This is a genomic window from Rhodococcus sp. DN22, from assembly GCF_036669995.1.
Taxonomy (GTDB): Bacteria; Actinomycetota; Actinomycetes; order Mycobacteriales; family Mycobacteriaceae; genus Rhodococcus_F; species Rhodococcus_F erythropolis.
In genome coordinates this window covers 2,234,301-2,260,017 of record NZ_CP133326.1, presented here as the reverse complement: position 1 = coordinate 2,260,017, position 25,717 = coordinate 2,234,301, and the positions used below count along the sequence as shown (strand labels likewise).

At 63.2% G+C, this 25,717-nt stretch carries 27 protein-coding genes; 15 read left to right on the top strand and 12 right to left on the bottom strand.

Annotated elements, in window-relative coordinates:
• Window positions 1-101: 101 nt before the first annotated feature.
• Complete coding sequence (locus RA302_RS10320; RefSeq protein ID WP_019747710.1) at window positions 102-1,517, top strand: MFS transporter; 1,416 nt, start codon at window positions 102-104, stop codon at window positions 1,515-1,517.
• Here the strand turns inward: RA302_RS10320 and RA302_RS10315 are convergent.
• The gene (locus RA302_RS10315; protein ID WP_020907047.1) at window positions 1,514-2,410 is read right to left on the bottom strand and encodes a LysR substrate-binding domain-containing protein; all 897 of its coding nucleotides are present in this window, start codon (window positions 2,408-2,410) and stop codon (window positions 1,514-1,516) included. The genes RA302_RS10320 and RA302_RS10315 overlap by 4 nt on opposite strands.
• An 84-nt stretch (window positions 2,411-2,494) precedes the next feature.
• On the opposite strand from RA302_RS10315, the gene RA302_RS10310 reads away from it, so the two are divergent.
• Both RA302_RS10310 and RA302_RS10305 read left to right on the top strand, forming a co-directional pair.
• Window positions 2,495-3,409 (top strand): CoA-transferase, encoded by a 915-nt coding sequence (locus tag RA302_RS10310; protein WP_019747708.1) that lies wholly within the window; start codon window positions 2,495-2,497, stop codon window positions 3,407-3,409.
• Complete coding sequence (locus RA302_RS10305) at window positions 3,406-4,191, top strand: CoA-transferase (protein WP_211917052.1); 786 nt, start codon at window positions 3,406-3,408, stop codon at window positions 4,189-4,191. The genes RA302_RS10310 and RA302_RS10305 overlap by 4 nt, the downstream gene beginning before the upstream one ends.
• Here RA302_RS10305 and RA302_RS10300 read toward each other — a convergent pair.
• Window positions 4,172-5,353 (bottom strand): PLP-dependent aminotransferase family protein, encoded by a 1,182-nt coding sequence (locus RA302_RS10300; protein WP_060938877.1) that lies wholly within the window; start codon window positions 5,351-5,353, stop codon window positions 4,172-4,174. The genes RA302_RS10305 and RA302_RS10300 overlap by 20 nt on opposite strands.
• A gap of 180 nt (window positions 5,354-5,533) precedes the next feature.
• Entirely contained in the window at window positions 5,534-6,937 is a 1,404-nt protein-coding gene (locus tag RA302_RS10295) for an NAD(P)H-quinone dehydrogenase (protein WP_020969166.1), read from the bottom strand.
• A 154-nt stretch (window positions 6,938-7,091) separates the two neighbouring features.
• On the opposite strand from RA302_RS10295, the gene RA302_RS10290 reads away from it, so the two are divergent.
• On the top strand, window positions 7,092-7,562 hold the full coding sequence (locus RA302_RS10290) for a gamma-glutamylcyclotransferase (protein ID WP_003940753.1): 471 nt from the start codon (window positions 7,092-7,094) through the stop codon (window positions 7,560-7,562).
• A 13-nt stretch (window positions 7,563-7,575) separates the two neighbouring features.
• Here the strand turns inward: RA302_RS10290 and RA302_RS10285 are convergent, their stop codons facing one another.
• The 4 genes from RA302_RS10285 to RA302_RS10270 are packed head-to-tail and all read right to left on the bottom strand — an operon-like array spanning window position 7,576 to window position 11,724.
• Entirely contained in the window at window positions 7,576-8,652 is a 1,077-nt protein-coding gene (locus tag RA302_RS10285; protein ID WP_019747704.1) for a hypothetical protein, read from the bottom strand.
• A gap of 55 nt (window positions 8,653-8,707) precedes the next feature.
• The gene (locus RA302_RS10280; RefSeq protein ID WP_003940741.1) at window positions 8,708-9,856 is read right to left on the bottom strand and encodes a M20 family metallopeptidase; all 1,149 of its coding nucleotides are present in this window, start codon (window positions 9,854-9,856) and stop codon (window positions 8,708-8,710) included.
• Window positions 9,853-11,013 carry a M20 family metallopeptidase gene (locus RA302_RS10275; RefSeq protein ID WP_020969164.1) on the bottom strand — a complete coding sequence of 387 codons (1,161 nt, stop codon included), beginning with the start codon at window positions 11,011-11,013 and terminating at the stop codon, window positions 9,853-9,855. Before RA302_RS10275 ends, RA302_RS10280 begins: the two co-directional genes overlap by 4 nt.
• Before the next feature lie 12 nt (window positions 11,014-11,025).
• Window positions 11,026-11,724: an enoyl-CoA hydratase-related protein gene (locus RA302_RS10270; protein ID WP_019747702.1), complete on the bottom strand. Its 699-nt coding sequence runs from the start codon at window positions 11,722-11,724 to the stop codon at window positions 11,026-11,028.
• A gap of 67 nt (window positions 11,725-11,791) precedes the next feature.
• Between RA302_RS10270 and RA302_RS10265 the strand changes: the two genes are divergently transcribed.
• Window positions 11,792-12,589 (top strand): purine-nucleoside phosphorylase, encoded by a 798-nt coding sequence (locus tag RA302_RS10265; protein ID WP_020907041.1) that lies wholly within the window; start codon window positions 11,792-11,794, stop codon window positions 12,587-12,589.
• Window positions 12,586-14,178: a phospho-sugar mutase gene (locus tag RA302_RS10260; protein ID WP_338480484.1), complete on the top strand. Its 1,593-nt coding sequence runs from the start codon at window positions 12,586-12,588 to the stop codon at window positions 14,176-14,178. The genes RA302_RS10265 and RA302_RS10260 overlap by 4 nt, the downstream gene beginning before the upstream one ends.
• Here RA302_RS10260 and upp read toward each other — a convergent pair.
• Window positions 14,175-14,798 (bottom strand): uracil phosphoribosyltransferase, encoded by a 624-nt coding sequence (upp, locus tag RA302_RS10255; protein WP_338480482.1) that lies wholly within the window; start codon window positions 14,796-14,798, stop codon window positions 14,175-14,177. The two genes, RA302_RS10260 and upp, sit on opposite strands and share 4 nt — an antisense overlap.
• Before the next feature lie 81 nt (window positions 14,799-14,879).
• Here upp and RA302_RS10250 point away from each other — a divergent pair, with 81 nt between their 5' ends.
• From RA302_RS10250 to RA302_RS10230, 5 genes are read left to right on the top strand one after another with little or no spacing between them, the layout of a single operon-like run.
• On the top strand, window positions 14,880-15,194 hold the full coding sequence (locus RA302_RS10250) for a type VII secretion target (protein WP_338480480.1): 315 nt from the start codon (window positions 14,880-14,882) through the stop codon (window positions 15,192-15,194).
• Complete coding sequence (locus RA302_RS10245; RefSeq protein ID WP_042951361.1) at window positions 15,191-16,183, top strand: C40 family peptidase; 993 nt, start codon at window positions 15,191-15,193, stop codon at window positions 16,181-16,183. Before RA302_RS10250 ends, RA302_RS10245 begins: the two co-directional genes overlap by 4 nt.
• 8 nt (window positions 16,184-16,191) lie before the next feature.
• Window positions 16,192-16,533, top strand: coding sequence for a hypothetical protein (locus RA302_RS10240; RefSeq protein ID WP_024487457.1), 342 nt, complete (start codon window positions 16,192-16,194; stop codon window positions 16,531-16,533).
• Window positions 16,530-16,829, top strand: a complete 300-nt coding sequence (locus RA302_RS10235; protein WP_338480477.1) for a YbaB/EbfC family nucleoid-associated protein — start codon at window positions 16,530-16,532, stop codon at window positions 16,827-16,829. The genes RA302_RS10240 and RA302_RS10235 overlap by 4 nt, the downstream gene beginning before the upstream one ends.
• Window positions 16,830-16,876: 47 nt before the next feature.
• Window positions 16,877-18,115 carry a hypothetical protein gene (locus RA302_RS10230; protein ID WP_020969158.1) on the top strand — a complete coding sequence of 413 codons (1,239 nt, stop codon included), beginning with the start codon at window positions 16,877-16,879 and terminating at the stop codon, window positions 18,113-18,115.
• Window positions 18,116-18,130: 15 nt separating this feature from the next.
• Here RA302_RS10230 and RA302_RS10225 read toward each other — a convergent pair whose 3' ends face one another.
• From RA302_RS10225 to RA302_RS10215, 3 genes are read right to left on the bottom strand one after another with little or no spacing between them, the layout of a single operon-like run.
• A complete protein-coding gene (locus tag RA302_RS10225; RefSeq protein WP_019747695.1) occupies window positions 18,131-19,216 on the bottom strand; it encodes an adenosine deaminase in 1,086 nt (361 codons plus the stop codon).
• Window positions 19,217-19,225: 9 nt separating this feature from the next.
• The gene (locus tag RA302_RS10220) at window positions 19,226-20,521 is read right to left on the bottom strand and encodes a thymidine phosphorylase (RefSeq protein ID WP_338480474.1); all 1,296 of its coding nucleotides are present in this window, start codon (window positions 20,519-20,521) and stop codon (window positions 19,226-19,228) included.
• Window positions 20,514-20,918, bottom strand: coding sequence for a cytidine deaminase (locus tag RA302_RS10215; RefSeq protein WP_019747693.1), 405 nt, complete (start codon window positions 20,916-20,918; stop codon window positions 20,514-20,516). Before RA302_RS10215 ends, RA302_RS10220 begins: the two co-directional genes overlap by 8 nt.
• A 253-nt stretch (window positions 20,919-21,171) precedes the next feature.
• On the opposite strand from RA302_RS10215, the gene sdhC reads away from it, so the two are divergent.
• Genes sdhC through RA302_RS10195 form a run of 4 tightly spaced genes read left to right on the top strand, consistent with a single transcriptional unit; the run spans window position 21,172 to window position 24,567 of the window.
• Window positions 21,172-21,576, top strand: coding sequence for a succinate dehydrogenase, cytochrome b556 subunit (gene sdhC / locus RA302_RS10210; RefSeq protein ID WP_020969155.1), 405 nt, complete (start codon window positions 21,172-21,174; stop codon window positions 21,574-21,576).
• Between the two features lies 1 nt (window position 21,577).
• Window positions 21,578-22,033: a succinate dehydrogenase hydrophobic membrane anchor subunit gene (locus RA302_RS10205; protein WP_003940699.1), complete on the top strand. Its 456-nt coding sequence runs from the start codon at window positions 21,578-21,580 to the stop codon at window positions 22,031-22,033.
• Between the two features lie 15 nt (window positions 22,034-22,048).
• Window positions 22,049-23,800: a succinate dehydrogenase flavoprotein subunit gene (gene sdhA / locus RA302_RS10200; RefSeq protein WP_019747692.1), complete on the top strand. Its 1,752-nt coding sequence runs from the start codon at window positions 22,049-22,051 to the stop codon at window positions 23,798-23,800.
• Entirely contained in the window at window positions 23,800-24,567 is a 768-nt protein-coding gene (locus RA302_RS10195; RefSeq protein WP_003940925.1) for a succinate dehydrogenase iron-sulfur subunit, read from the top strand. The genes sdhA and RA302_RS10195 overlap by 1 nt, the downstream gene beginning before the upstream one ends.
• A gap of 58 nt (window positions 24,568-24,625) precedes the next feature.
• On the opposite strand, the gene RA302_RS10190 is transcribed toward RA302_RS10195, so the two are convergent.
• Entirely contained in the window at window positions 24,626-25,648 is a 1,023-nt protein-coding gene (locus RA302_RS10190) for a LacI family DNA-binding transcriptional regulator (protein WP_020969154.1), read from the bottom strand.
• Between the last annotated feature and the right edge of the window lie 69 nt (window positions 25,649-25,717).

Sequence of the window (25,717 nt, the reverse complement as noted above, 5' to 3'; positions counted from 1 at the left end):
CGACCAAGTTGGTATTGGACGTGACCTACACCACTCTGCGAATCTCATTCAGGCGCGCCACGTTTCGGCGCCGCGAATGTTGCAGAGAAAGGTCGCCACGCATGAGTTCACCCACTCGCAGTTCCGAGGAGATCAACGCCAAGGCACGAAGAGCCGGTATCGCTTCATTCATCGGAACCACCATCGAGTGGTACGACTTCTATATCTACGGCACCGCGGCTGCCCTGGTATTCGGCGAGATCTTCTTCTCCGACACGCTGCCGAACGGAGTCGGCACGCTCCTCGCCTTCATCACCCTGTGGGCAGGGTTCCTCGCCAGGCCGATCGGCGGGATCATCTTCGGCCATCTCGGAGACCGGATCGGGCGCAAGAACACTCTGGTCATCACCTTGATGATGATGGGCGTCGCCACTGTCGGGATCGGACTCCTCCCCACCTACGCGCAGGTCGGCATGTGGGCCCCGATCGGTCTGGTCACCCTTCGCGTGATCCAAGGAATTGCGGTCGGTGGTGAGTGGGGTGGCGCGGTACTCATCGCCAGCGAGAACGCACCGAAGGGCAAGAGCATCCTCTACTCCGCGTTCGCTCAGCAGGGCTCCCCCGCGGGAAATCTGTTGGCAACCATCGCATTCTTCCTGCTGTCCTCGATGCCGACGCCGTCATTCCTTCTCTACGGCTGGCGAATCCCTTTTCTCGTTTCGGCAGGCCTGGTCATCCTCGGCATGATCATTCGCCTGAAACTCGAAGAGTCCGACGAGATGAAGGCCGTTCTCGCCCGCAAGAAGGTCGTCAAACTTCCGCTCGCCGAAGTATTGCGCAAGCATTGGGTGCTGGTTCTCCTCGGCGCCGGCGCACTCCCCCTCGCCCAGGTCACCTATTTCAAGAACACCTTCGCATTGTCCTGGGCTACAAAAGAACTCGGATACGACCGCGGCACATTCCTCGCCGCTATCGCGATCGCACTTGTCGTGCAGTTCATCGTCCAACCGTTCGGGGCCGTTCTGGTTTCCAAGATAGACATGCGGAAGGCCATGTGCCTGATGGTGATACCGGAGTTCGTTCTCATGCCCGCGATGTTCTTTGCCATCAGAACCGGGAACTTCACCATCGCAGTCGTTGCGATGTGTCTCGCCACGATCCCGCACTCGATGTTCTACGGCGCCATCGCCGGCGTTCTCGCTCGCGCCTTCCCTGCGAACATCCGTTACACGGGTCTGTCGACGGCGTATCAACTGTGTTCCCTTGTCGTCGGCGGCGGAACTCCGGTACTGGCGCAGTGGATGCTCAACACGTCAGGCAACATCGTCGGGGTCGCGATCGTGTCCGGACTGTACGCACTTGTCTCGCTGATCTGCACCCTTCTCTTGCTCCGACGTACCGGCTACAACGCAAGCGAACTCTCGACGGCCGAGCAAGCGGATTACGACGAGCTCGAACTCGAGAACGCTCTTGCCGATACTGCAAACTCGCCGAAGTCCGAAGCGGGTGAAATTCCTACCGGGAGGGCAACCGTCTAAGCCAGGGACGGCAGCGCCTGCTCGGACAATTTCAACACTTCGAGAAGAGCAGGTCTGTCGTCTCCATCTCGCCAGGCGATACGCAGTTGAAGGGGAGGAGGTGGATCCATGACGGGAACAAAGACAACATCAGGGTTCACGATGCTTTGGGCCACCGACGAAATAGTCAACGAGCATCCGATTTCCGCGGACACCAGCGCGATCAACGACATCGAATCCGGTGCCGTCTGCACGATTCGAGCCAGGAACCCTGCGTTCTTCGATGCAGTGAGCAGAGACTCCCGCAGAATCGAACCCGGCTCCGCCGGAAGCGTCACCCAATTCTCGGACTCCAATTCGATCAACCGAACCGATTCCCTCGACGCCAACGGATGGTCTTTCGACATGGCAACCAGAAAGTTCTCCTCGGCGATCAATCTCGACGTGATCCCGAGCGGCGGGACGGTCCACCGGACCATCCCGATGTCGAGGCGTCGATCGAGCAACATCAACAACGCCTCGTTCGCGAAAGCGGAACTGTCGAGCACAAATTCGATACCGGGATTCGTCTTTCTCACCAATTTCGCCCACCGCCCGACGAGTAGGTGCGACGAGGTTCCCGCGAAGCCCAGGCGAACGCGACCTGTCGTTCCCTGGCCTGCCGCGGATACCGCGATCTCGGCCATCCGGCACGCGTCCAGAATTTCGCGCGCCGGAAGCAGCAGTGCTTCACCGGCAGCAGTCAACCGCACAGTTCGAGTACTTCGATCGAACAACGGCGAACCGAGCTGTTTCTCGAATTGCCTGATCGTTCGACTCAGCGGCGGTTGCGCAATCCGAAGGCGCTGAGCCGCACGGCCGAAATGTAGCTCCTCAGCCACCGCGAGAAATGCGTTGATCTGATGAATTTCCACCCGACATTGTTGCGCCACACCGGCCGACCATGTCAAGTTTCCGAAACCGACCAAGTGCGCGAGAACGTAAGAAGAGGTACACACGTGGACAAGACGCTCTCGATGAAAGAGGCCATCGGTCGATACGTCGGCGACGGAATGACTGTTGCGTTGGAGGGCTTTTCGCATCTCATTCCATTTGCCGCGGCACACGAGATCATCCGGCAGGGCAGGAAGGACCTCACGCTGTGCCGGATGACGCCGGACATCGTTTCCGATCAACTCGTCGCCGCCGGCTGCGTCCGAAAGCTGGTCGCTTCGTTCTTCGCCAGCGGCTCCGCAGGTTCTCTGTACGAGTTACGCAGACGCATCGAGAACCAGGACCCGCTCCCCCTCGAAGTCGAGGAATACAGCCATTACGGCATGGTGTGCCGGTATCAGGCGGGAGCCGCCAGGCTTCCCTTCTTCCCGCTACGGTCGTACGCCGGTAGTGATCTACCCGCACTCAACCCACAACTGAGACTCGTCGAGGACCCGTACGGCGGCGGGAGCGTCTACGTTGTGCCGCCATTGAATCCGGATGTCACGATCATCGGCGCACAGCGAGCGGACTCGTCCGGGAACGCGCAGATCTGGGGCATCGCCGGGGTGCAGCAAGAGGCCGTGTACGCCGCGAAGAAGGCAATCGTCGTTGTCGAAGAACTGGTCGACGACGAGGTCATCAGGTCAGACCCGAGCCGAACTCTGATTCCCTCGCATGCAGTCGACGCGGTTGTCGTCTGCCCGCGCGGCGCACACCCGTCGTACGCGCAGGGATACTACGACCGCGATTGCGGCTTCTACCGACGCTGGACCGAAATCTCCAAAGACCCTTCACGGCTGAGAAATTGGCTCGACGAATGGGTGTACGCACTCGACAGTCACGGCGAGTATCTCGCCAAACTCGGAGCCGACTACTGGTCGGATCTCGAGGTCGGACCAAAACTCTCCACACCAGTCGACTACGGGAGCAGACTATGACCACCACGATCGACACCGGTAATACCACCTCCACCGAAACGATCGTCGCCGTCGCGGCACGCGAATTGGCGGGTAAGCGCCGGGTCTTCGCCGGAGTTGGGCTACCCACGCTCGCAGTCGATCTCGCGCGGCACACGTCGAATCCGGACGTCGAGCTGATCTACGAATCCGGAGTGTGCGGTGCACATCCGTCGGCAATGGCCGAGGGTATCGCGGACTCCGTGGTTGTCTCCGGTGCCGAATCCGTGCTGAGCATGGCCGCGCTCTTCGGTTACGTCCTGCAAGGTGGCAACGTCGACGTCGGATTTCTCGGGGCCGCTCAAATCGATCGAACGGGCAGTCTGAACACAAGTTTCATCGGTGACTGGAAGAACCCGACGGTCAGACTGCCCGGAGCGGGCGGGGCCGTCGAGATCATCGCGAACGCCGCCGAGATCTTCGTCGTGATGCGTCGCCACGATCTCAGTTCCTTTCCGGCCGAGCTCGACTTCTGCACCTCACCCAGCCCCGCCCGCGCCCACGCCAGCGGTAAGGGCATCATGCCGGCAGGTGCAGGAGTGACCAAGGTATTCACCAACCTCGGCGTCCTGACACACCAGGGCCCCGGCGGCGAATTGGAGTTGACCAGCGTCCACGAGGGAATCTCGGTCGATCAAGTCCGAGAGTCGACGGGATGGGACCTCGCCGTCGCCGAGCACGTCACCATCACCACCCCACCATCGAGCACGGAGATCGATCTGCTCCGCAACACTATCGACAAGGTCAGGCTGTACCTGCGGTAACACTCTTCCGGAGCCTGCCGACGGCATCGACCAGCACGGCTTCGGGATACGTCGCGAAACACAGTCGAGCGCTTCGACCGAGGTCAGCTTCGACCGCGAAGGCCGAACCTGGGACAAATGCCACGCCGTGCTCGAGCGCGGCACCCAGGAGTTCGGTGGTGTCGACGTCGTCGACGAAATCCATCCAACAGAACATCCCGCCGCGGACCTCGGAAAAGCGTGCACGCCCACTCAATTCCGTCTCGGCGGCCGTGACCAACGCCTTCGCTCTGGCGCCGTAACCCTCCCGGAGCTTGTCGAGGTGCGTTTCGAACCATTCGACGTCGGAGAAGAGGTCTGCGGCGATCTGCTGGGTGAGCGAAGACCCGCACAGGTCAGCGCCTTGCTTGATCAGTTCGACCGCCTCGCAGACCTTTCGGTCGCCGTGCAGCCAGCCGACGCGCAGCGCCGGTGCCAACACTTTGGAAGCACTGGACAGCCGAATCACCCTGTCCGACAACGCCGCCAGCGGTGCGGGCGGTTTCTCGCCGAAGTACAGTTCGCCGTACGGGTCGTCCTCGAGAACCCAGAACCCGTATCGGTCCGCCAGTGCCGCCAAGTGCGCTCGCCGCTGCGCCGAAAGCACCGCGCCCCGCGGGTTGTGGAAATTGCTCACGGTGTGCACGACTTTGGGCCGAAGACCGGCGGCGAGTTTCGTCTCGAGCGCGTCGGTGTCCATTCCGTCCTCGTCCAGCTGGACGGGAACGAGACGAGCCTGCGCCGTCCGAAAGACCTGCAGCGCACCGGTATATGCCGGTTCCTCCACGACCACAACGTCACCGGCGTCGAGGAGGACCTGCGCGAGCAGGCTCAAACCTTGCTGAGAACCGTGTGTGATCACAACTTCGGACACGTCGAGTGCCCGCCCGATCTTGGAGGATTCGCGCTCGGCGATCACCTCACGGAGGCGCCGCAGGCCTGACGTCTCGCCGTATTGAACGGACGAGGGGTCACCGAGTGCGTCGTGGGCTGCCTTCGAGATTCGTTCCCGCGGAATGAAATCAGGATCGGGTAGTCCGCCGGCCAAGCTGATGACGTCGGGTCGGGCAGTCAAGGTGAGCAGATCGCGAATTGCAGAACTACGGAGTCCGTCCATACGAGCGGACAGCGCGGCGTGTGTCATGTGAAGCTCCCAGGCACGCAGAATGAAGGTCAGAGGAAAACACCCTGAGCCGTCCTGGGTCAACGGGGCGGGAGAGCGCCGAGATACCGACCCTTGATTCGGTCGGTATCTCGACTATCTCACCAATACTTCAGTATGTGAAACAGACTTCTCACATTGTAAGAAGACTCTGGTCCGTTCTCAGTCCAGGTCGTCGTGACGCATGAGCTGACGAGCTGCCTCGGTGATCGATCCGGTCAGCGACGGGTACACCGAGAACGTCTGAGCCAGGTCGTTGACCGTCAGGTTGTTCTGCACGGCGATCGCAATCGGCAGGATGAGTTCCGAAGCGGTGGGTGCGACCACAACACCGCCGATGACCACGCCGGTAGCCGGGCGGCAGAAGATTTTCACGAAGCCGCGGCGCAAACCGGACATCTTGGCTCGCGGGTTGGTGTTGAGCGGCAACATGACGGTGCGAGCAGGCACCTCTCCGTTGTCGATCGCGGCCTGCGAAACACCCACCGTTGCAATTTCGGGGCGCGTGAAGACGGCCGATGCGACGGTCTTCAACTTGATCGGGCTGACGCCTTCACCGAGTGCGTGGTACATCGCGATACGTCCCTGCATCGCAGCCACCGACGCGAGCGGGAGCAGTCCGGTGCAGTCACCGGCAGCGTAGATACCGGAAACCGTGGTGCGCGAGACCCGGTCGACACGCAGGTATCCACCCTTGTCCAACTCGATGCCGACCCGCTCCAGGCCGAGACCGTTGGTGTTGGGGACGGAACCGACGGTCATCAAAGCGTGACTTCCTTCGACCGTGCGGCCGTCGGAGAGCTTGACGATGATGCCCTTCTCGGTGCGCTCGACGGCGTCTGCGCGGGCGTGCTTGACGAGGGTGACACCGCGCTCGGCGAGGGCGTCCTCGAGCACGAGCGCCGCATCGGCATCCTCGCCGGGCAGAACACGGTCACGACTGGACACGAGTGTGACCTTGACGCCCATCTCGGTGTAAGCGGAGACGAACTCGGCACCGGTGACACCGGAACCGACCACGACCAGGTGCTCGGGCAGCTCGTCCAAGTCGTAGAGCTGACGCCACGTCATGATTCGCTCACCGTCGGGCTCGGCTCCCGGGATGATGCGGGGGCTGGCGCCGGTGGCGATCAACACGACGTCTGCGTCGATGGTCTTCTGCTCGCCGCTTCCGAGCGTCGCGCGAACCTGGTGTGCTGCCATACCGAGGAGCGGATCGGTCAGTTCGGCGGTGCCGGAGAGAACCTCGACGCCGACCGTCTGCAACCGTGCGCGAATGTCCGAGGACTGGGACAACGCGAGACTCTTGACTCGGGAGTGGATCTTCGGCAGTGACACCGAAGCCTGCTCCGGATCCAGAGTGATGCCGAGGTCGGATGCACGACGCATGTCGGTGCGGATTCCGGTGGACGCGATGAACGTCTTCGACGGGACACAGTCGAACAGCACACACGCGCCGCCGACGCCGTCCGAATCGACCAGGGTGACCGTGGCCCCGTGCTGCGCGGCTACCAGTGCCGCCTCGTAGCCGGCGGGTCCGCCACCGATGATCACGATCCGGGTCATGTGTCCTCCAAGTCCTCGCGTGGCCGGCAGGGGTCTCCCGTCGACCAGTGTCACGCTATTCGAGCACCACGTGTCGCGCAGTGCTTGTACCAGATTACTTGCGTCCGGTGGTCCGCTTCGCCACACCCTCGGACCACGGTTTAGGCTTGCGCCCGTGTCGATTTATGCCGCCTACGGTTCCAACATGCATCCCGAGCAGATGTTGTTGCGCTGCCCACACTCGCCCATGTCCGGGACAGGGTGGCTGCGAGGCTGGCGCCTGACCTTCAGCGGCGAGGACCTCGGCTGGGAGGGGGCTCTTGCCACCGTGGTCGAAGACCCCGATTCCAGTGTTTTCGTGGTCCTCTACGACGTCCCGGAAGAGGACGAAGTGAGTCTGGACCGCTGGGAAGGTGCCGAACTCGGTCTGCACCGCAAGATCCGCGTGCGGGTCGACACCGCAGGCGATGCGGTGCTCGCTTGGCTCTACGTCATGGATGCGTACGAAGGCGGGCTGCCGTCGGCCCGCTACATCGGCGTGATGGCCGACGCCGCCGAGATTGCCGGAGCGCCGGCCGAGTACGTGCGAGAGTTGCGGACGAGAAACAGCCGCAACGTGGGTCCCGGTAACGGTGTTACCGATTAGATAGCTGTCCTGCTCAAAGCAGCAGGAAATACGCGAGCACTGCAAGTGCTGCGAGTACCACCACAATCGTCAGGCCGATGAGCACACGCTTGGAACCGCGTGACTCCGATTCGCCTGCGACAACTGCAGTTTCCGGCTCGACTGTTGCCACCCCGGTTGCAGTTTCAGCCGCCACCTTCTCACGTCCGAGAGTGTCGAACACCTCCGTCACGTCGTGTGAAGGCGGCAAACCGATCGGAACGATCGTGTGCGACGTCGAGGTGAAACCGGCAGCCAGAATTGCGGCTCCCAGCGCGGCCGACTGCTCCGGTCCGGGCCCGAGTTCACATCTGACACCGAGCTTTTCGGCGATTCCGGCCGCTATGGACATCATGGCTGCTTTGTCTGTCGCCGGTTCTCCGTCACCGGTGACGACTACGGCGTCCAGGTTCTCCGGCATCCAACCGAACGCACCCAGTGCCGTCGCGAGGCGTGAACTCGGTGAACTCCCGTCGCCGGCGAAGCCGAATGCGCGGCCGGCGGCGACGCCCGAACGCACCAGCGTGACCGCTGCCCCGGTGTCGTCGACGTGATAGATGCCGATCAGCGTGCCGGCGAGTGCCGCGATTTCCGACTCGAACCACGCCGAGACCGCCTCGGCGTCCGAGACGAGAGTGACCCGCTCGAGGCCTGCATAGACCAGTGAATCCTGCATGAGGGCCGCTGTGGACGAGTCCCAGCGCGACGGGTAGGTCGCGACGATGTCGGGCGCTCCCCCACTTCGACCACCACGATCGGGCAGCGGCTCGCATTCCTGCAACAGGCAGCGAATCGACGTCGCCACCAAATCCTCGGCGCGGTAACGGGTATCGGCCGTTCCGGAGACGCCACTCGGGTCCCCCACACGGCCGACAAAACCTGACCATGATTCCGAGAATTCACGGCCGGCACCCAATTGCTCGGTACCGCCGAGCACGGTCGTTCCGTCCTTGCGTTGATTGAGAATCGTGTCCCTGACCAACACCACCGGATCGGCCGAACCCGGATCGTTGGACGCAACTACAGCCGTCGACACCAATGTGCCGATTCGCACTCCCACACCTATGGACATGCCCGTACCTTCACTCGAACGACACGAAAAACGGTACCCCCGACGGGAACCGGAACTATCCCAGAACCAGGCTCGTCAGAACCTTCACACCGACGCCGAGTGCACGCTCGTCGAGATCGAAAGTGGGTTGGTGGATGTCGAGCTGATCGCCTTCACCCGACCACACGCCGAGCCGCGCCATCGCACCCGGCACAGTTTCGAGGTACCACGAAAAGTCTTCGCCACCACCGGATTGCGGGGTGTCCGCCAAAGCATCTTGTCCGACGGTCGCGATGGCGTCCTCGAACATCCGAGTGGACACCTCGTCGTTGACGACCGGTGGCACTCCGCGACGATAGTTGAGTTGGTAGCGAACTCCGGTGGGCGCGAGCAGTCCGTGGACGATTTCTTCCACGAGCGGTTCGAGCAACTCCCACGTGTCGTGATCGCCGGTACGTACCGTGCCCGTCATCATGCCGGTCTGCGGAATCGCGTTGGGCGCCTGACCTGCACTGACCGCACCCCACACCATCACGGTGCCGGTACGCGGATCGATACGACGGCTGAGCATTCCCGGCAGCCCGGTCACGACTGTGCCGAGTGCGTAGATGAGGTCCGTGGTCAGGTGCGGCCTCGACGTGTGCCCACCCGGAGAGTCGAGAACGACCTCGATCGTGTCTGCAGCAGAGGTGATCGCGCCCAGACGCATTCCGACCTGGCCTGCCTCGAGTCGCGGATCGCAGTGCAGAGCAAAGATTCTGGACACGCCGTCGAGCGCGCCGGCAGCGATGACGTCGAGTGCACCACCAGGCATGACTTCCTCGGCGGGCTGGAAGATCAGCCGAACCCCGACGGGAAGTTCGGGCAGCGTGGCCAGAGCCAATCCGGCGCCGAGCAGGATGGTGGTGTGGGCGTCGTGCCCGCATGCATGAGACACACCGGGGACCGTGGACGAGTACGTCGCCCCGGTCGCCTCCTGCATCGGCAAAGCGTCCATGTCGGCGCGAAGTGCGATTCGCGGCCCCTCAGGTCCGATGTCGCACGTGAGCCCGGTGCCACCGGGAAGGATCTTCGGCGACAGCCCAGCGGCGGTGAGGCGGGTCGCGACGAATTCGGTGGTCGCGTATTCGCGGCGAGCCAACTCCGGGTTGGCATGGATGTGTCGACGCCACGCGACGAGGTCGTCGGTGTGCGCGTGAATCCACGTGTCGATTGCCGCGTTCACCGGCGATCTACCCCTTCCAACAGACGGGTGCGTTGTTCTGGATCGGACGCTACCCGGACAGCAGTGCGGGCCAACGCAATTGCACCGTCGACTACCGCTCGATCTGCGGAGGTGGTGATACACGCGGCCGCGAACTCCGGCTGATGTGTCACTGCCCCCGATGAATCCAAGCCTATGACCGGGTGAATTCCCGGAATCACATTGGTCACATTACCCATATCCGTACTACCCAGTGGACGGGAGCGCTCCCATTCCGCTGCCAGTGGCACCCGCCCGAGGTCGACGATCTGTTCACGGTACGCCGCCGCCAGCCACGGATCGGGGGTCAACTCGGTGTAAGTGGGCGATACCGTGCGGATTTCGTGGGTGCATCCGGTGCCGAGTGCGCCCGAGGCGAAGCAGGCGTCGGCACGCTCGGACAGATTGGCCAACGACGCGGCCGTCTCGGCACGCAGGTAGTACAGCAGTTCGGACCGAGCCGGAACGATGTTGGGAGCAGTGCCGCCATCACTGACGATTCCGTGAATCTGTTGCCCTGGCTGGAGGTGCTGGCGCAACAGTCCGACCGCCACCTGCGCGAGCGTCGCGGCATCGGCGGCATTACGACCGAATTCCGGCGCAGCAGAGGCGTGCGCTTCGCGACCGTGATAGCTGACGGCGATGTCCGCCAGGGCCAGCGAGGTGGCACCGATGATGTCGATCGGTCCTGGATGAACCATCATGGCCGCGCCGACGCCGTCGAATGCACCACGCTCGAGCATCAGAACTTTGCCGCCACCGGTTTCCTCCGCGGGAGTACCGATCACTCGGACGGTGATCCCCAGTTCGTCGGCCACGGTAGCCAACGCGATGCCGGCCCCGACCGCGGCGGCGGCAATGATGTTGTGCCCACAGGCATGACCGATCTCGGGCAGCGCGTCGTACTCGGCGCAGATCGCGATGACCAACTCTCCGCTGCCGTAGGTGGCATCGAATGCCGTCGGCAGATCGACGATCCCGTGAGTGACCGCGAAACCGTGCTGCGCCAGCAGGTCCGACACTTTGGCAGCGCTGCGGAACTCCTCGAAGGCAAGTTCCGGATCGCTGTGAATCGAATGCGACAGCGCAATCAGATCGGCCTCTACGGACCTGACTGCGCTGTCGACATTCTGGTTCACGCGATCATTGTCTCACCCGAAGGAGAAGTTGCTCTTGTCAGTCACCTGAGCGAGGTCCGCAAGAGCATCGCGGTGGATGCCTGCCTTGATTCCCGCCAAGTTCTTGCCGTGAGTCGACGTCAGTGCCGACGCCTTGGTCACTGCTGCGGCGAGTACTCCGTCGCCGTCGACCGTTTCCTGCACGATGCCGGCAGCAAGCGCGTCGGCGCCGCCGAATCGACGCCCCGTCGTCATCGCGTCGACTGCCGTCTGCTTGGGCAGACGACTGTTCAACAGTGCTGACATGCCGACAGTGAACGGCATGTTCAGTCCGACCTCGGGGAGGCAGTAGAAGCCGCGGTCCGCGCGCATGATCTGGAAGTCGTGCGAGGACGCGAGCATGGCGCCGGCGCCGAACGCGTGCCCCTGCACCGCCGCGACCGTGGCCATCGGGAAGGTCAACAAACGGCTGTAGATGGTGTGGACCTTGTCCAGGTAGCCGGGCAGACCGTCGAGATTGCCGAAGATCCACGTCGTGTCCAGGCCGTTCGTGTAGAACTTGCCCGTCGCCGTCGTCACCAGGGCTGCGGGTCCCTCGTGCGCTTCGACTTCGTCCAACTTGCTGTGAACAGCGTCGATCCACTCAGGGCCGAAGCGGTTCTCGTTGTCCGTTTCGCCCTCGTTGCCGAGGTACAGGATGAATACGTCGCCGTCGCGTTCGAGATAAGGCATGGATGGGAGAGTAACGCCCGCCAACTCACCCGGCGAACCGACCCGACTCCTCAGTAGGGTTGCTCACATGGGAACGATCGCCGAGGCCGCCGCCGCTGCTCTGTCCGCCATGACTGGCTCTTCGTCACCGTCAGTCGCCATCGTGCTCGGGTCGGGGTGGACCGATGCCGCAGACGTGTTCGGCGACGCCGGTGCGGACGTGACAGCCGAAGTCTCGATGGCGGATCTTCCTGGCTTCGCCCCACCGTCCGCGCTCGGTCACGCGGGCACCATTCGTTCGGTGCGCGTCGGAAACACCGAAGTCCTGCTGCTGCTCGGGCGCGCGCACGCATACGAGGGCCACGATCTCGGTACCGTCGTCCACCCGGTCCGGACAGCCATTGCTGCCGGCGCCGACACGGTCATCCTCACCAATGCGGCCGGCGGTATCCGCGAAAACTACACAGTCGGTCAACCGGTGCTGATCAGTGACCACCTGAACCTGACGGCCCGCTCTCCCCTCGTCGGCGCAGAGTTCGTCGACCTGGTCGACGCCTATTCGCCGGAACTGCGCGCGCTGGCTCGCTCGATCGACCCGGACCTTGCCGAGGGTGTTTACGCCGGGCTTCCCGGTCCGCACTACGAGACTCCGGCCGAAATTCGAATGCTTCGTACACTCGGCGCCGATCTGGTCGGCATGTCGACGGTTCACGAGACCATCGCGGCCCGCGCGCTCGGCGCCCGCGTTCTCGGCATCTCCATGGTCACCAATCTGGCCGCCGGAATCACGGGCGCCCCGCTCGACCATCAGGAAGTGCTGGCGGCAGGCAAAGCCTCGGCGGCCCGGATGGGAGTGCTGCTGCGTCAACTGGTCGAGCAGCTGTGACACCACTGAACGTCACCGAGTGGATCGACGCCGATCCGGACCCAGTTACCCGCGCAGAATTAGCAGCCCTTTCCGAACATGAACTGGCCGAACGCTTTTCCGCACCACTGACGTTCGGCACTGCTGGGCTTCGCGGGCCGGTGCGCGGCGGACCCAACGGCATGAACCTCGCGGTCGTCATCCGGACCACGGCCGGTCTGGCGGCCTGGCTGACAGCTCGCTGCCAGGGCGGGTCCCGCGTTGTGGTCGGCCGCGACGCCCGGCTCGGTTCAGAGGCATTTGCTCTCGCCGCCGCCGAGGTCATGGCAGCGGCCGGGTTCGAGGTGACCCTGCTCCCCCGCCCACTGCCGACACCGCTGGTGGCGTTCGCGGTGCGCAGGCTCGGGGCAGCGGCAGGTATCCAGATCACCGCCTCCCACAATCCTGCCGCCGACAACGGTTACAAGGTGTATCTCTCGGGCGGAGCGCAACTCGTCTCCCCCGCCGATCGTGAAATCGAGAGCGAGATCGCCCGCATCGGTAGTGCCGCCGACGTCGCGCGAGCATCGGTGATTCCGGCCGACGATTCTCTGGTCGCGGAGTACATCGCCCGCATCGCGACCCTCCCGCACGGCGACGCCCGCTCGATCCGGATTGCGCTCACGGCAATGCACGGCGTCGGCGGGGAGACTGCGACCGCGGCTCTGCGAGCAGCAGGATTCGAGGACGTGCACGTCGTGGCGGAGCAGTTCGATCCCGACCCCACGTTTCCGACCGTCGAGTTCCCCAATCCCGAAGAGCCTGGCGCCGCAGACCGCCTGCTCGCCCTTGCCCGAAGTGTCGACGCGGATCTGGCGATCGCACTCGACCCGGATGCCGACCGCTGCGCCGTCGGAGTTCGCGACGGTGATCAGTGGCGCATGTTGCGCGGCGACGAAACCGGGGTGCTTTTGGCCGACCACGTACTGCACTCGGCGCCCGAAGATTCGTTGGTGGCGACGACGATCGTCTCCTCGACTCTGCTCTCGAAGTTGGCGAAAGCTCGCGGAGCCAGGTTCGCGCAGACACTCACCGGATTCAAGTGGCTCACGCGCGCCGGCGACGGACTCGTCTACGCCTACGAGGAAGCGCTCGGGCACTGCGTCGATCCGGATGTGGTGCGGGACAAGGACGGAATCTCAGCTGCCGTCCTGGTGGCCGACTTGGCTGCCACCCTCACGGGCAGCAACAGAACCCTGTTGGACGTTCTAGGCGACTATGCCGTTGAATTCGGACTGCATCGTGGGGACCAAGTGTCCCGCCGCGTCGAAAATTCGAGCGACATCGCGGAAATGATGAAACGGCTACGCGCCGATCCGCCTGGCCAACTCGCGGGTGAGCCGGTCACGACCGAGGACTTGTCCCTGGTTCGCGGCGGTATGCGCACCGACGCAGTGATATTCGACGGGCCGTCGATCCGCGTGGTTGTCCGGCCGTCCGGAACCGAGCCCAAGCTCAAGTGTTATCTCGAAGTTGTCGTCCCGGTGGCGAACCGCGACGACCTCGCGAAGGCACTAGAGCAGGCGAAGGCCCGGCTGGCCGAACTCCGAACCTTCGCCCTTTCGCTCTAGCGGGGTCCGAACTGCCGATCGCCGGCGTCACCGAGACCGGGGACGATGAAAGCGTTCTCGTCGAGTCCGTCGTCGATGCTCGCGATGACCAGACGAACCGGGTGGCCGGACGCTGCCAGCGCGTCGACGCCGTCCGGAGCGGCCACGACGCACACTGCCGTGACATCCGTCGCGCCACGCGCAACCAGCAAGTCGATGGTGTGCACCATCGAGCCACCGGTGGCGAGCATCGGATCGAGCACGAACACCGGGATACCGGACAGATCCGCAGGCAGGGATTCGAGGTACGGAACCGGCTGATGAGTCTCTTCGTCACGTGCCATTCCGACAAAGCCGACGCCGGCCGACGGAATCAGCGCACTCGCCTGTTCGACCATGCCCAGACCGGCCCGCAGCACGGGTACCAACAACGGCGGCTTCGCGAGCCGGATGCCCGTCGTCGCTGCTACCGGGGTGTCGACCGGAAACTCCTCGACCTCCGCGTCACGCATGGCCTCGTAGACCAGCATGTGCGTGAGCCTGCGAAGTGCGGAACGAAAAGTTGCGTTCTCACTGCGTGCATCACGCATTGTCGTCAAGAGGGCCGCCGCGAGCGGATGGTCGACTACGTGCGTTTGCATGACCATCAGAATAGTTCCTCGGGAACCGGAGCACCCCGCGCGGCGTCCAAGAAGGAGTAAGCGCAACGGGGGGAAGACAAGTTGACAAATCTGGATCTGGACACTGAAAGCATCGCGGAGTTCGCCACGCGGTTGGGCACTGTTGCCGACAACGTCGCGCAAGCTCGACAGGACGCGGCGGGTGGCGATCACTTGGCTCTGTCCGCTGCGCTGGGGCTGATCGGCGGCGACTTCGTCGATGTCGCGAGCCGAGCACAGCAAGCGCACATCGACGACATCGATCGACTGTCCGCTGTGATCTCCAGCGTCCAGTCAGCCACCCGCGACGCTCACGCCATCTATCTCGACTCCGAGGAATCGGTACGAACGACTCTCGCTGAAGCCGCACGCTCATGATCGACGTCGACGCACTCGCACGACCGATCATCGATCTGGTCGACATTGTCGGGACTGGCGTCCCCAGCGCAAGTGGACCCGACGTCGGCATCCGAATCGCTACGGACGCCCTCGAGATCGCATACCAATTGGGAAGCGCTGCTCTGAGCGAATTGGCGTCCTCTCAGAGCTCGTCCACGGCACTCACCGCTGCGGTGACCAAAACCGAGCAGACGCAGACGTCGACGCGAAACCTCGCCGATCGTGGGACCGACATCGCCGGCGTCGTGGACGAAGCAACAACGTCCGTGTACGCGGGAATGACCGAACTCGGTGAGATTCTCCAGTCGTTTCTGACACTCGCGATCAAGGCCGGGCCGACGCTCATGACACCGACGGGCCAATTGATGTTGTTGTCGGCCGCGTTGGAGCACCTCGGACGCGCGGTATCGGTTATCGAGCGGGTACGCGGTGAGCTGGCGGGGTCGACCGACAAGATGTCCGCACTCGTTCCGTCCGTCCCGATACCCGATCCCGCACCTGGAGTCTCCGGTTCGGTGGGTGGTTCCGGTTCCGTCGGTGGTTCCGGTTCCGTCGGTGGTTCTGGTTCCGTCGGTGGAGTAGAGGTCGAACTTCCCGACGGCTCGATTGCCACCGCACCGAACGCCGAGGCCGCTGCTGCCGTACGCAACGCGCTTACTCAACAGGGTGTCCCGTACGCCTGGGGAGGCACGACACCCGGAGTCGGTCTGGACTGCAGTGGTCTGACGCAATGGGCGTACGGCCAGGCCGGAGTCGATATTCCGAGGTTGGCTCAGGAACAGGGAATCGGGAACCAGGTCGATCAGAACAATCTGATGCCGGGCGACCTCGCGGTCTGGGACGGCCACGTCGCGATGGTGATCGGCGGCGGCCAGATGATCGAAGCCGGCGACCCAGTCGAAATCAGCGCCATCCGAACCACGAACAGCGGCATGGGCTTTCACGGTTTCTACCGTCCGACAGAATGACAGGAAACATGAACGAGAACATGCGGGAATCACCGCCGATCATCACAGCCGTCGCCGTCAACCGCGCCGAAACCATCGCGGTCCGCGCCACGGAACACGCCATTCCCGTGGACCTGCGGATCAGCCAGGAGGAACTGCGGTACGGCGGGGAACGGTTGGCGCAACAGATACTCACGCTGTGCTCGAAAGCAGCAATCGAGGCCGGCGCCCGCCATCGTGTGGAGCTCGAAGAGACCGGAGTCCCGGCAGCGATCCTCGATCGGCTCGGTCTCGCGACCCGAGACGAACTGGCCGATGTCGACGCCGCCGAGGGCCAGAACCTTCCGTCGAGCTGGATGCGTTCGATATGAGCGAGATTGATCGAATCATGGAGCTGGCGAAACACCGGACCGGACTCTTGCAGGACGCCGTCGACGGGGTCGGCGCTCTGCGGGCAGTCGTCTCGAGCGAGGGTGGGATAGTCACGGCGACTGTCGACGGGCTGGGCGCTCTGGTCGACCTACGGATTACCGACTCAATCACCGCGATGAATTCTCGCTCTGTGGCAGCATTGACGGTGGCAACAATTCACCAGGCAGTTCGACAGTCCATCGACGAACGAGAGCGACTGGTCAGTGAGCTCCGAGTGGCACTGAAACAAACGTGACGAACCCCCGCTATGCCTTTCGCTCTGCGGTGGATAGGCTTCCGCCCATGGCTGGAGACATCGTCCCTATCGAAATCGGACTCACCGACGGAGACCTCGTCACTTTGTGGGCGCCCCGCTGGCGCGAGGGCGACGACGAGTGGGAAGCATTCCTCGGCCATGAGGAAGACCTGTACGGGTTCTCCTCCGTCGCAGAACTCGCGGCCTTCATCCGAACGGACTCCGACAACGACCTGGTCGAGCATCCGGCGTGGGCCGTCGTCTCCGGACTGTCGGCAGCCGAGCTCGAACCGGAGGAGAACTTCACGTTCGACTTCGTCGGCGTGCCGGAACTGGCCGCAGGTGACCCTGAGGCACTGGCGGTCTCGGAACTCGAAGACACCTTGAACATGGCTCGCAACATCGGCGAGGTGTGCGAACTGGACGCGGTCATCCGCTTCTTCAGCGGCCATCCGGTACTCGGTGCGCTTGCGACCGGCGCCGGCACCTTCGAAGGTCGCGAAGGCCTGGAGCTGTGGGACCAGGTCGGCGCTGCGATCGTCAAGGACTGGGACGCCGTTCTCGACGCCATCGACAAGGTGGTCACCTCCCCGAAGGTCGACGCAGCCGCCGTCGCGGTCGCCGAAGCTGAACTGCTCGCTGCCGCCGAGAACACCGTCGACGCCGACGATGTCGCCGAGGAGGGCGAGGACGAGGAATTCGACGAAGACGACCTCGACGAGGAGGAAGACGAAGTCGAGACCTTCTGGGGCGAGGTCGGTGTCGACCCGATCCGCATCATCACCTCAGCCGAGACGTTCTACACTCTGCGCTGCTACATGGGCGATCAGGCGATCTTCCTCGGCAAGGACGGACTGATCACCGTCTTCCGTAGCGAGCGCGCACTCGCTCGCTACCTCGCCGACAACCACGAACACGATCTCTCGCAGGTCAGCACGTACGGCGAAATTCAGAATGCTGCCGTCGACGGTTCACTCGAAATCGAGGTCACGGACGAGAACGTCTACGTTCTGCCCGGCATCGCCGACGACCTCGCCCAGGGTCCGGACGTCGTCGACGCCGAGCAACTGGAACTTGCCGTCGAATTGTTCACCGATGCAGCAGATTTCGCCGACGACGACTCCACCGAGGAGGCTCTGTCCGCGTCGAACGAGCTGGGTTGGTACGTCTCGTACCTCCTCAACCCCGATCCGTCGCGGATGGCTCCGAGTGCACCGTTCACCAAGGAATCCGAGGCCTGGCGCGAACTCGAGCGTGAGTTCGAGGCCCGGCTGCGATCTGAGTAGTCGGGTGCACGTCAGCTAGCCGATGAGCACGGCGTAACCCGGCTTGATGACGTCGTCGATCAACGCGAGGCGCTCGTCGAACGGGATGAAGGCCGACTTCATCGCGTTGATGGTGAAGCGTTCCAGATCGGTCCAGCCGTAACCGAAGGTCTCGACCAACGCGGCCATTTCCCGGGTCATGCTGGTGTCGCTCATCAGTCTGTTGTCAGTGTTGACGGTCACGCGGAAGCGCAAGTCCGCCAACAGTCCGAACGGATGGTCCGCCAGGGCCGCTACGGCTCCGGTCTGCACGTTCGAACTCGGGCACAGTTCCAGGGGAATGCGCATGTCACGGACGTAGTTCGCGAGTCGACCCAACTCTGCCCCACCTTGGCCGGCTACATCGATGTCGTCCACGATCCGCACGCCGTGGCCCAACCGATCCGCTCCGCAGAAGGCGATGGCTTCGTGGATCGACGGCAACCCGAACGCCTCACCCGCGTGAATCGTGAAGTGGGCGTTCGCATCACGCATGTATTCGAAGGCGTCGAGGTGCCGGCTCGGCGGGTTACCGGCCTCGGCACCGGCGATGTCGAAACCGACGACGCCGCGGTCCCGGAATCGCACAGCGAGTTCGGCGATCTCTCGTGACCGGGCGGCATGCCTCATCGCCGTGAGAAGACACCCGATTCGGATCTCCCGTCCCGCGACCCTGGCAGCGGATTCGCCGGCCCGGAAACCTTCGAGAACGTGCTCGACGACCTCGTCCAAAGTCAGGCCTTGTTCCAGGTGCTGCTCGGGCGCAAAACGGATTTCGGCGTATACGACGTTGTCGTCGGCCAGATCCTCGGCGCATTCGCGCGCGACCCGCGCGAGCCCTTCGGGAGTCTGCATCACGGCGACGGTGTGGGCGAAGGTCTCGAGATAGAGCTCGAGCGAACCACTGTCAGCGGCAGTTCGGAACCATTGCGCCAGTTCGGATGCCGTATTCGCCGGCAGCTCGTCGTAGCCACACTGCTCGGCCAGTTCGAGGACAGTCTCGGGTCGGAGTCCTCCGTCGAGATGATCGTGGAGAAGAACTTTGGGTGCGCTGCGGATCGTGGTCAACTCCGGTGCGTTCATTCGCCAACGCTAACGCGAATCACCCACAATTCGCTCGATGAGCAACGGTCGCGAAACGGTGTCGGAATCGGCCCCGATCGACCAGCCTCCGCCGAGGCTCCGCCGCGCGGCATCAAATCTCTCGGGAGTGTCGGTGTGCAGTGTCATCAGCTTCTGTCCGGCGCGGACCACGTCGCCGGGCTTCGCGTGCATCTCGATGCCGGCACCGGCCTGAACGGCTTCGCCCTGTCGTTCGCGTCCGGCTCCGAGCTTCCAGGCCGCGACGCCCACCGCCATGGCGTCGAGTCGGGTCAGTACGCCGTCTCGGTCCGCGGTGACGACGTCGCTGTGCCGGGCCACCGGCAGCGTCGCGTGTGGGTCCCCACCTTGTGCGGCGATCATCGCGCGCCACCGGTCCATGGCTGTGCCGTCGGCCAGTCTGTCTGCGGGGTCGATACCGTCGATCCCAGCCGCGGACAGCATCTCCCGAGCCAGGACCAGGGTCAGCTCGACGACGTCGGACGGCCCGCCGCCTGCCAGCACCTCGACGGATTCACGCACCTCGAGAGCGTTGCCAGCCGTCAATCCCAGCGGGGTGTCCATCCCGGTGATGAGAGCACTTGTACGCACGCCGGCGTCGTTGCCCAACTCGACCATCGTGCGTGCCAACTCTCGCGCGTCGCCGAGGTCCTTCATGAACGCTCCGGAACCGACTTTGACGTCGAGCACCAGGGCGCCGGTTCCCTCGGCAATCTTCTTGCTCATGATCGAACTTGCGATCAGCGGAATGGATTCCACCGTTCCCGTCACGTCGCGCAGCGCGTAGAGCTTCTTGTCGGCGGGGGCCAGGTTCGCTCCGGCAGCGCAGATCACCGCGCCGATTTTCGGGTCCGCGAGTATGTCGACCATCTCCGTCGCCGTGAGCTCGGCTCGCCAACCTGGAATGGCCTCGAGCTTGTCGAGAGTTCCACCGGTGTGGCCGAGTCCGCGTCCCGACAACTGCGGGACTGCAAGACCACATGCCGCGACGAGGGGCGCGAGCGGAAGGGTGATCTTGTCCCCAACACCACCGGTCGAATGCTTGTCGACAGTGGGCAGCGGCAAGTCCGAAAAGTCCATCCTCCCGCCGGATTCGATCATTGCCTCGGTCCATCGGCCGGTCTCTGCTCGTGACATTCCTCGGAAATAGATCGCCATCGCGAGCGCCGACATCTGCTCGTCGCCGACGACCCCCTCAGTGAACGCCTGAACTATCCAGTCGATCTCGGTTCCCGACAACTCGCGGCCGTCACGCTTGGCGCCGATGATGGAAACTGCGTCAAACATGGCGGAGCCCCTCTGCTTGTTCCGGCCCGAAAGCATCAGGCAACAGCTCGCTCAGCGGCTTGAACCCACTGCTCGTGTCGACAAGCATCTCACCCCCGCCGTGCTCGAGAAGAAGCTGTCTGCACCTGCCGCATGGCATCAGAATCGAGCCCTTCGCGTCGCAGCACGTGAAGGCAACCAGCCGCCCGCCCCCGGTGGCGGCTAAGTTACCGACGAGTCCACATTCGGCACACAGGCTCAAACCGTATGAGACATTTTCCACATTGCATCCTGAGACGATCCGACCATCGTCTACCAGGGCAGCTGCACCCACTGCATAGCCCGAGTACGGTGCATAAGCCTGGCGCATGACCACTTGCGCGTTGTGCCGCAACAACTTCCAGTCGATGTCACCCATGGTTCGTTATCCAATCACGCCGACTGAATGGATGCAGAAACCACGCCGAAACCGGCTACGTGAGATTGGAAAGGCAAACCTTACAAAGAGTTTGGTACGCGTACGAATCCCGCATCTGATTAGTTCCCGGTTTCACATAGGTTTAGAGTCTGAGTCAAGTCGGTTCAGGATCCCGTCGAGCCCGGGCTGAGGTACATCGAAGCTCTCTGCAGGCTCGACGCGTCCACCAATGACGTTGGAGGCACAGCACTCGATGAGTACTACGACTGAAGCCGCTCCTCAGAAGGAGCGCACGAGGTCGCTTTACCGGGGCGACCCCGGAATGTGGTCCTGGGTTCTACACCGGATCACAGGCGTCGCTACTTTCTTCTTCCTATTCGTACACGTTCTCGATACGGCACTCGTTCGGGTCAATCCCGATACGTACGACGCCGTCATCGACACGTACAAGAACCCCCTCGTCGGCCTCATGGAGATCGGCCTCGTCGGCGTAGTCCTCTACCACGCCCTCAACGGCGTGCGCGTGATGTTGGTGGACTTCTGGTCGAAGGGCCCGAAGTACCAGCGCGTCATGCTCTGGACCATTCTGACGATCTGGTTCCTGGTGATGATCCCAGGCGCCGGACGCATCCTCATCAACATGTTTGCGGAGCACTGACATGGCGACTACTCACGGACCCGAAGCCAAGAGCCTGGGCACCTCATACGACCGTCCCGCAAGCCTGGACAACCCGCGGTCCCCGCGCGCGAAGGCTCGGAACAACTTCGAGTTGTACGCATGGCTGTTCATGCGCTTCTCCGGCGTCGCCCTGATCGTTCTGGTCCTGGGCCACATGTTCATCATGCTGATGCTCGACGGTGGCGTTCACCGTCTGAACTTCGCATTCGTCGCAGGTCGCTGGTCCAGCCCGTTCTGGCAGTTCTGGGATCTGACGATGTTGTGGCTGGCACAGCTGCACGGCGGTAACGGCCTGCGCACGGTCATCGCGGACTACTCCCGCAAGGACTCCACGCGCTTCTGGCTGACCACGATCCTCGTTCTCTCGATGATCCTGATCATGGGCCTGGGCACGTACGTCATCTTCACCTTCGACCCCAATATCTCGGCGAGCTAGGGGAGCACAGACTTCATGCAGGAACATCGTTATGACGTGGTCATCGTCGGCGCCGGCGGCGCAGGCATGCGTGCGGCAATCGAAGCTGGCCCCCGTGCCCGCACGGCCGTACTGACCAAGCTCTACCCCACCCGCAGCCACACCGGCGCGGCCCAGGGCGGCATGTGTGCCGCACTGGCGAACGTGGAGGAAGACAACTGGGAGTGGCACACCTTCGACACCGTCAAGGGCGGCGACTACCTCGCCGACCAGGACGCCGTCGAGATCATGGCCAAAGAGGCCATCGACGCGGTGCTCGACCTCGAGAAGATGGGTCTGCCGTTCAACCGCACGCCCGAAGGCAAGATCGACCAGCGTCGATTCGGTGGCCACACACGTGACCATGGCAAGGCACCCGTCCGCCGTGCGTGTTACGCAGCCGACCGCACCGGTCACATGATCCTGCAGACGCTGTACCAGAACTGCGTCAAGCACGACGTCGAGTTCTTCAACGAGTTCTACGCGCTCGACATCGCCATCACCGAGACCGAGGACGGCCCGGTTGCCACCGGTGTCATCTGCTACGAGCTCTCGACCGGCGAGCTGCACATCTTCCACGCCAAGTCGATCATCTTCGCGACCGGCGGCTCGGGACGTATGTACAAGACGACGTCCAACGCGCACACCCTCACCGGTGACGGCATGGGCATCATCTTCCGCAAGGGCCTGCCCCTCGAGGACATGGAGTTCCACCAGTTCCACCCGACAGGACTCGCCGGTCTCGGCATCCTGATCTCGGAAGCCGTCCGTGGTGAAGGTGGCATTCTCCGCAATGCCGACGGCGAGCGCTTCATGGAGCGCTACGCCCCCACCATCAAGGACCTCGCTCCGCGTGACATCGTGGCCCGTTCGATGGTCCTCGAGGTTCTGGAAGGCCGCGGCGCCGGCCCGAACAAGGACTACGTCTACATCGACGTGACGCACATCCCCGAGGAAGTTCTCGACGAGAAGCTCCCCGACATCATGGAGTTCTCGCGCACCTACCTCGGCGTGGACCCCGTCAAGGAGCCCGTGCCCGTCTACCCGACGTGCCACTACGTCATGGGCGGTATCCCCACCAAGATCAACGGTGAGGTTCTGCGCAACAACGACGAGGTCGTCAAGGGCCTGTACGCCGCCGGCGAATGTGCCTGCGTTTCCGTGCACGGTGCAAACCGCCTCGGCACCAACTCGCTCCTCGACATCAACGTGTTCGGCCGCCGCGCCGGCATCGCTGCCGCCGAGTACGCGAATTCCACCGAGTTCGTCGACCTGCCGGAAACCCCGGCTGCGATGGTCGAAGACTGGGTCGGCGTCATCCTTTCCGATCACGGCCACGAGCGCGTTGCGGACATCCGCACCGAGCTGCAGCAGTCGATGGACAACAACGCCTCCGTCTTCCGCACCGAAGAGCGCCTCACCCAGGCACTCAAGGATGTGCGTGCTCTCAAGGAGCGCTACAACCACATCACGGTCCAGGACAAGGGCAAGCGCTACAACAGCGACCTGCTCGAGGCCATCGAGCTGGGCTTCCTCCTCGAAATGGCAGAGGTCACCGTCGTCGGCGCCCTCAACCGCAAGGAATCGCGCGGCGGCCACGCTCGTGAGGACTTCCCGGATCGCAACGACGCCGAGTACATGAAGCACACGATGGCGTACAAGGAGGGTGACGGTCTGCTCTCCGACATCCGTCTGGACTACAAGCCGGTGATCCAGACCCGCTACGAGCCGATGGAGCGTAAGTACTGATGTCTGCGCCTGCTGTAGATGCACCCAAACTCCCCGCTGTTCCCGAGGGGGCCGTCATGGTCACTCTCAAGATCGCGCGGATGAACCCCGAATCGGGCGAGGGCCAGCACTGGGACAGTTTCCAGGTCCCGGCACTGCCCACCGACCGTCTGCTCAACCTGCTGCTGTACGTGAAGGGTTACCTCGACGGCACCCTCACGTTCCGTCGCAGCTGCGCACACGGTGTCTGTGGATCGGACGCCATGCGGATCAACGGTGTGAACCGTCTGGCCTGCAAGCTGCTGATGAAGGACATGCTGCCCAAGGACGGCAAGCCGGTCACCATCACGGTCGAGCCCATCAAGGGCCTGCCCGTCGAGAAGGACCTGGTTGTCGACATGGAACCCTTCTTCGACGCATTCCGCGCCGTGAAGCCGTTCCTCATCACCAGTGGCAACGAGCCCACGCGTGAGCGCATCCAGAGCCAGCACGACCGTGCTCGTTTCGACGACACCACCAAGTGCATTCTCTGCGCATGCTGCACCACGTCGTGCCCCGTGTACTGGAGCGACGGCAGCTACTTCGGTCCCGCTGCCATCGTGAACGCACACCGGTTCATCTTCGACAGCCGTGACGAGGCCGCTTCCGAGCGTCTCGACATCCTGAACGACAAGGACGGCGTGTGGCGTTGCCGCACCACGTTCAACTGCACCGACGCATGCCCCCGCGGCATCCAGGTGACAAAGGCAATTCAGGAAGTCAAGCGAGCTCTGCTCTTCGCTCGATAGTCAGGCCTTCGGCCCTGTGCGCGGTTAGGGAGTCTCCGGACTCCTTAACCGCGCACAGCTATGTCGGGGGCATGTTGAGCGGTGTCACGACTTGAACCGGTGACGTCGTAAAGCCGAAGTGAGCGCCCATGGCGCCGTGTTCTTTCATGACCACCTGACAGGCAGTGCGAACATCCGCACGCAGATCGTGGTGGAGCACCGCTGATATTCGCCTCTCCCCCAGCAACTTTCGATTGTCACCGTCGAGATCGTGGGCGATGAAGACACTGCACTCCCGGTTCAGTTCTTCGAACGCGTCGACCGTGGCCAGGTTGCCACCACCGATCGAATAGACAGCCCGGATCTGCGGATCGGATTCGAGTGCCGCTCGCACCAGTTTCCTACTCGTCTGATCCAGACCGTCACTGTTCGGAATGTCGATCAACCGTCGATGCGGAGCCGCGACGCGCATAGCGGAGCGAAATCCCATCTCCCGTTCTTCCTCCCCACGGAAGAATCCGCTACTCATGCTGACCAGCACGTTGCCGTCCCGATCCCCCAGCCACTGATCTATCAAGTACGCGGCGGTGGCTCCGGCGGCTCGGTTGTCGATGCCGATGTAGGCGGCTCGCCTGCTACCGGGAACATCGGTCACCAACGTGACGACCGGAATCTTTGCCGCCACCAACCGGTCGATCGCCGCCACGACTTCCGGAGTGTCGGGAGCCTTGACGATGACTCCGTGGGATCCGCGTCGGCGAATCTTGTCGAGCGTCGACGTCATCGCTTCGACCGAACCGGTTTCACGAAAGTGGAACCGAGAACGAACAACAGCAGGCGCAAGGGTCGGCAGTTCAGCCTCGAGCGCGTCACGGACGGCGTCGGAAAACCTTGCGGGGGTTTGCAACACGACGTCGACGATGAACGTACGCCCGACCAGTTTCAGTTGCGAGCGTTGACGTTCCAGGTCCGTGATCGCCTGGCGAACCTCCGATCGTGTGCCCTCACGAACTCCAGGACGGTCGTTGAGCACCCGGTCGACGGTGGCCTCACTCAGGCCCGACTGCTGAGCGATCTCCCGTACTTTGAATCGATGCGCCACAACTACCTCACGATGATGGATATTTGATGGTTTTTCGCTGTTGCTCGAGGTCTTCGTCACAGCCAGACT